We start from the raw sequence: 5601 nt of genomic DNA, 5'->3' as shown, positions 1-5601 counted from the left end.
AGGTTGAAGGCGACTTTGACGGCCCGGCGGAAGCGGTAATTGCCCGGGTTGCTGAAAAGCTTGCAGAGCGCGGACTGTCACTTCTGCAAGGAGCTCCGGAGTGAGACATAACTCGCCGGTCCGGATGGACGTCCGAGTGCGTACGCGCTTCGCGCGCACCTGTTCTTGATCGTCACTCACCTTCACGTTAGACCTCATGCTCACAGCCGCTGCCGGATTGCACCGCACCCCACGGGTACTCCTTGGATGGCTCGCCGTTCCCGTCATTGCTGGCGCCGCTCTCCTCGCCTGGCCATTGCTTGAGTCCTGCAAAAACTCCCGACTTCGGGAGATCCCGTCACCTGATCAGTTGTGGAAGTTGGTGGTGTTCGAGCGCAGTTGTTCTGCAACGGTCGCGTGAACGACTCATGTATCCCTTGTAGGCGCGAGTGAAATGCTGCCGAACGCGCCCGGAAACTTGCTGGTTTCCTTCGAGCGTCACGGCTCATTGGTCGGCGCCTCCGTGCGCGAGCCGGAAGTGGTTGTCCGGTGGCAACGACCGGACGCAATCGAGCTGGCCTACAGTTCGGCTGCGCCCATCCACTCCACCGTGTCCGAGTTTGGGAGCTTCCGGGTGATCCACACGCGCGCGCCATGAGGTCTAACAGGTCGTGAACGCCTCCATCCAAAGCGAGACAGGTTGGTTGCAGTCGCTAAGCCCGGCTGAGCGAGCTCGATTCCTCTCTTCGCTGAGCCACAACCTCACCATCGCCATTCGAGTTCTTTGTCACAGTCAGGGAGCTCCCGAGCAAACCGTTGAATTAGTACGCCGGCTGAACGAGGCGCACCACCGGGTATCCAGCTATCTCGCCCATTACCACATCGGTGATGAAAACGTCGGTTGGATCGGTGCGGTCGTCGAGTATGTTCTCGACGCGAAGGACCCTGTTGTGCTGCAGCAAGCCGAGCAGGCGTGGTCATATGCGAGGAAGGTTGTGTCCGGTGGCACGGCCTAACCCCTCCATCGAGCGGACGTTCCAAAGGCCGCTTCGCGCCCTGTGGGGCCCCGCTCGTTCTAACGGCTCACTCAACTCCGATCCACAACGGGATACGGCGGTCTCGCCGCGGGTGTTGGTGGCCCATTCATTTTCACTATCAAGCTCATGAGTGCACTAGAGTTACAACAACAAATCCTGGCCGCGTTTGCATCGGTACTCCGCCCTGCGCGTGACGAAATTGCGCCTCACATTTACCAGGAATGCGCCGAACTTGCCGATGATCTCGCGCCGTTTTCTGCGACTGAAGTGCCGGAGAAGTTATTTCAAAGCCACGTGTGGGATATGCCGCTTCTTTCAGCGGAAGCCATGCACTACTACTTTCCCGCCTGGCTCATTCGAGGCCTCGACGACGGTGGACCCTGGCTATGCGACGCAGCTAGTGCTGTGTTGGGTGCATTGGAGAATTCAGAGCACCGCTGGGACCCTGCCCAGCCGTACTCATGCGAGCAATGGCTGGCGTTTCAAGCCTGGCTGTCCTACGTGGAGCAGATAGCTGACGATATTGATCGAGAGGGAATCGAAACGGCTCGGAGAAGAATCGAGAAAGAGCTTTAGCATGGCAACGAGCACGGACAAGTAGTCCAGCACTTTCCCGGCGAAGACTCACGTTTGAATACCGACCGGAATATCGCGTGCGATACCATGCCCTAAATGAAGGGGACGAGCGTTATGCGAATTGTCGGAATCGTGTTGGCGATTGGTATTGGACTCGTGAGTTGGCCGGCAGCATTAGCACTGGGTGGATGGGGTTCTCCCCTGCGCGCTCTTGATTCACTTTTACTCTGGACTCCCATTGTTGGCGCGGCAGTACCAATCGCTTTACTCCTATTTATGAAAGGGGCAAAGGTGTCCGGGGCATGGGTGGTGGCGCTGGCTCCGCTCCTCGGTGTGCTGAACGTGCTTTGGAGTGTCGATTTCTATACGGCTTACCTTGGACCCAGTCTTCTTTCGTCTGACCCAATCCCACGGGCATTCATGGTTTATTCTGCAATGTGGCTGCTGCCCTGGTTGTATATGATCAATGCATTGAGGAAAAGAAGTCCTTGCTGATGGTGAAGAGGTCAGATCGGGCCGGTCTTCATTTTTCGTGCACCGGTTTCACATGCGACACGCCTGCACCCACAACAACAGCAACGGCCTCGGCAATAGCGGCACTCATGTGAATCTCCAAAAGGAAGTAATGAACGAGGGAGGTTAAAAACCTCCTCTTGCTCGGGCATCCTCGCTTCTCTGAGCGGGGGCTGAAGAGTGCTGGTCAATCAACAAGGGAAAACCGGGATGACCCGGTTGTCGCTGTATTGAAAACCCTCCCACAAGTGCCTCTCAAACCGGGGCAGACCCGGCACTCGCAGGCGACGTGACACCAAGCGCAGCGAAGCCGCTGCTTCGCCTCTTGGCAAAAGACTCCTGAGGCGCGTCTATAGTTTCAGATCTTTCGGCGTGTGAAGGTCGAGTCCTTCGAGAGTTTCCACCTACGCAAACCTTAACCTAGTGGCTTGACGCCGCACCTATCGCAGCCCACATCAACACCTTGGCTTGTGTGGGAGCCGTCGGTACCAACTGGCGTACGGCCTTTCCCTCGAACACTTTTTCGCGTAAATCTTTGAGAACATCTTGCGCACCGCCGAACGGCGTAAATACATCGATCAACCAGATCTGATCACCTGAGTTCCAGTCCGTCAAGGCGAGTTGATGAGGAGCACCCATGTAACGTTGTGCCACCACTTCGCTAAGCCGTGCCCAGGACGCAAACGCCACGGGCGCTTCATCTTTCATATAGAGCTTGGCCTGATCAAGGATGAGCGCCGGCATAACACGCCACTCCAACTCACTGAGCAGCGTGTGTCGGCTGGCAGACTGCTGCATCATGAGCCATGTCACAGGACCCAATAGCGGAATCTTCGCAAGCACCTTATGAGCCTGGTTCTTAGCAAGCTGGGCGATCTCAGCCAATTCTTCCGGTGCGATAGGGGTCTCAGTCATGGTTCTGTCTCCAGCAAATCATTAATAGCTTGCAAATCCGTTTCACCCAGCGTAGCGTTGGAGGCTTTCAAACGCAGCCCTTGCATCAAGGTTTCCGCACGCGCCTTGTGCCAGTCACGTTGGGCGGCATAAAGCTGCTGCTCGGCGTTTAACACATCGATATTGATACGCGTACCAATACGATATCCAACCTTGTTGGCATCAAGCGAGCTTTTACTGGAAGAAATGGCCGATTCCAATGCGTCGACCTGCGCCGCACCGTTGACGACACCGGTAAACGCCTGCCGTGCTTGGGTAATTGCCTGCCGACGGGCCACCTCCAGGTCTTCGCTTGCTTTCTCTTTCAAGGCAATGGCTTCCCGCACGCGTGCCTGCACTCCGCCACCGGCAAAGAGCGGGATGGTCAAGTTCAAACCAACCTGACCTGAGTGGGTACGGGTTGCAATATCTGCCGGAGAAGAGATGCTCCCCGAAGCGTAGTTGTTGCCATAACCGGCTGTCAGATCGAGTGTGGGTGAATGGGCTGCCCGGCTTTTATCGATCTCACGGTCAGCCACCTCCAAGGTAGTCAAAGCGACTCGGACTTGCAGTGATTGTTCACGGGCACTGTCTACCCAGGACTGAACTGTCACTGGTTGTATACCCGGCAACCGACCACCATCACGCAGGCGCGCCAGACGGACTTCAGAGTCGCCCAGGATACGCGCGAGTTCAGCACGTCTGTTTTCCATATCGCTGGCAGCGGCAACTGCTTGGGCCCTTGACAGATCTAACCGGGACTTGGCCTCATGCACGTCTGTCACCGTTGCCGTACCTACCTCAAAGTTACGGCGCGCCAAACCCAGCTGCAGCTCGACAGCGCTGATTTGCAGACGCGCCACGCGCTCGGCCTCCTGCGCAACCAATACATCCAGGTAAGCTTGAGCCGTTCGCACAATCAGCTCTTGCTCGGTTTGTCGAAACTGCGCCTCGGCCAATATCTCCTGCTGTTCTGCTTGGCTCAAGGCCATCCAGCTGGTTGCGCGCCATAACGGTTGCGTCAGTTGCAGATTCCAGCTCCGGTTGCGCACATTGCGATCTATATAAGGAGCCTCACTGAAAGCAGCCTGTCCCGACTGCTTGCTGGTGGAGCCGATCAAATTCACTGCGGGAAGCAGCCCAGCACGCGCCTGGGGTACGCGCTCACGCGCCGCTTGCAGGGCATGGGCCGCTCCCCGGTAGGTCGGGTCGCGCTCCTGCGCTTTGCGATAAACCGCCAACAAATTGGCGGCCTGAACATTAAACGACGATAGAAGAAAAAATGTGGCGAACACAGGTCTAATAAGAAAAGTAGCAATACTCAACCAATGACGCGTTAGACAGGTTGGCATGCACAGGAGCACATCACCTTTCACGCAAAGACTCCTGCTTATAGCGCAGCATGGGTGAGATGAAATACTCAATCATGCGACGCTCGCCAGTACGAATATCCGATGTCACGCTCATGCCAGCGGTAACGGCTCCGTGCAAACCATTCACAACACTCGGTGTCTCCATCGTGTTCAACTTGATACGCACCGGATATATCGGGCCAAGCTTGGGGTCAGCCATCGCATCGGTGCCAACCCACAGCACGGTGCCTTCTATATATCCAAAGCGGGTGAAGTCAAAGGTCTCTACCTTATGGATCACACGCTGGCCGACTTTGACATGACCGATGTCGCGGTTCATGACCTGAGCTTCGACCTCCAGGAGGGCGTCGTGGGGCACGATGGTCATGAGCGCCTGCGCTTGAGTAACCACGCCACCGACCGTCGTGACTGCCAGCTGCTGTACCACACCGTCAATCGGGCTGCGCAGCGTTTGCAGGTCGCGCCGCTGCGTGGCCTTGATCAACTCCTGGCGAGCCGCATCATGCTTGCGAATGGCGTCCACCAATTCAGCGCTGGCCCGGGCACGAAACTCGGCCTGTGCCTGTTTGCGCTGTTGGACAGATGCATTAAGGCTCGCTGCTGATTCATTCAACCTCTTGCCCATCACGGAGATATCCTTTTCCATGTTGAGGAGTTCAAGCCGGGTTTCAATCAAGCCCGTCTGCGCAATATGACCCGTGCTGGCCAGCTCTTCGCGCATTTCGTGCTTTCTCCGTACCAGCGGCAGGCTATTCTGCAACTGCGCGATATTCGCCGAAATGGCCTCGCGATCCGCCGTACGCCTTGCAACGTCAGCATCCAATGCGGCCACACGTGAATCCTGCTCACTGCGCCGATTAGCCAGTACTGCCTGCTGATTGGCAAGCATCGGAGCCGGCAAATCGCGTGTTTCGGCCCAAGTGTCCTTGCCCGACAGCAAGGCATTGAGTCGCGCCACGTCCGCCTGGGTCTCCCAGAATTCGCGCTGCAACCGATCACGGTCAGCCAGGGTTGCGGTGGCGTCCAGCTCCAGGAGCAAGTCTCCAGCTTTGACGAGCTGTCCATCCTTGACCGCAATCACCTTAACCACACCGGCTTCCAACGGCTGTATGACCTTGCTCTTGCCCGACGCACTGATGCGCCCCTGTGCCGTAACCACAATATCCATCGAGACCAGGCAGGCATAAGCC

The 5601-nt window shown here is 57.0% G+C and carries 5 protein-coding genes; 2 read left to right on the top strand and 3 right to left on the bottom strand.

The genetic code is table 11. The features are described from left to right. Positions 1-650: 650 nt before the first annotated feature. Together AC1D1X_RS14300 and AC1D1X_RS14295 are read left to right on the top strand one after the other, a co-directional pair. The gene (locus tag AC1D1X_RS14300; protein ID WP_477668257.1) at positions 651-995 is read left to right on the top strand and encodes a hypothetical protein; all 345 of its coding nucleotides are present in this window, start codon (positions 651-653) and stop codon (positions 993-995) included. A gap of 147 nt (positions 996-1142) precedes the next feature. Next, complete coding sequence (locus AC1D1X_RS14295) at positions 1143-1592, top strand: hypothetical protein (RefSeq protein WP_477668258.1); 450 nt, start codon at positions 1143-1145, stop codon at positions 1590-1592. A gap of 933 nt (positions 1593-2525) precedes the next feature. Here AC1D1X_RS14295 and AC1D1X_RS14290 read toward each other — a convergent pair. From AC1D1X_RS14290 to AC1D1X_RS14280, 3 genes are all read right to left on the bottom strand, one after another. After that, positions 2526-3020, bottom strand: a complete 495-nt coding sequence (locus AC1D1X_RS14290; RefSeq protein WP_477668259.1) for a toxin-activating lysine-acyltransferase — start codon at positions 3018-3020, stop codon at positions 2526-2528. Next, positions 3017-4414 (bottom strand): TolC family outer membrane protein, encoded by a 1398-nt coding sequence (locus AC1D1X_RS14285; protein ID WP_477668260.1) that lies wholly within the window; start codon positions 4412-4414, stop codon positions 3017-3019. The genes AC1D1X_RS14290 and AC1D1X_RS14285 overlap by 4 nt, the downstream gene beginning before the upstream one ends. Next, positions 4404-5601, bottom strand: a 1198-nt coding sequence (locus AC1D1X_RS14280; protein WP_477698505.1) for an HlyD family type I secretion periplasmic adaptor subunit, incomplete at its 5' end; no start/stop codon positions are given. The genes AC1D1X_RS14280 and AC1D1X_RS14285, both read right to left, overlap by 11 nt.

This window comes from Polaromonas sp. P1_G4, from assembly GCF_056405475.1.
This window is presented reverse-complemented; position numbering and strand designations above follow the sequence as displayed.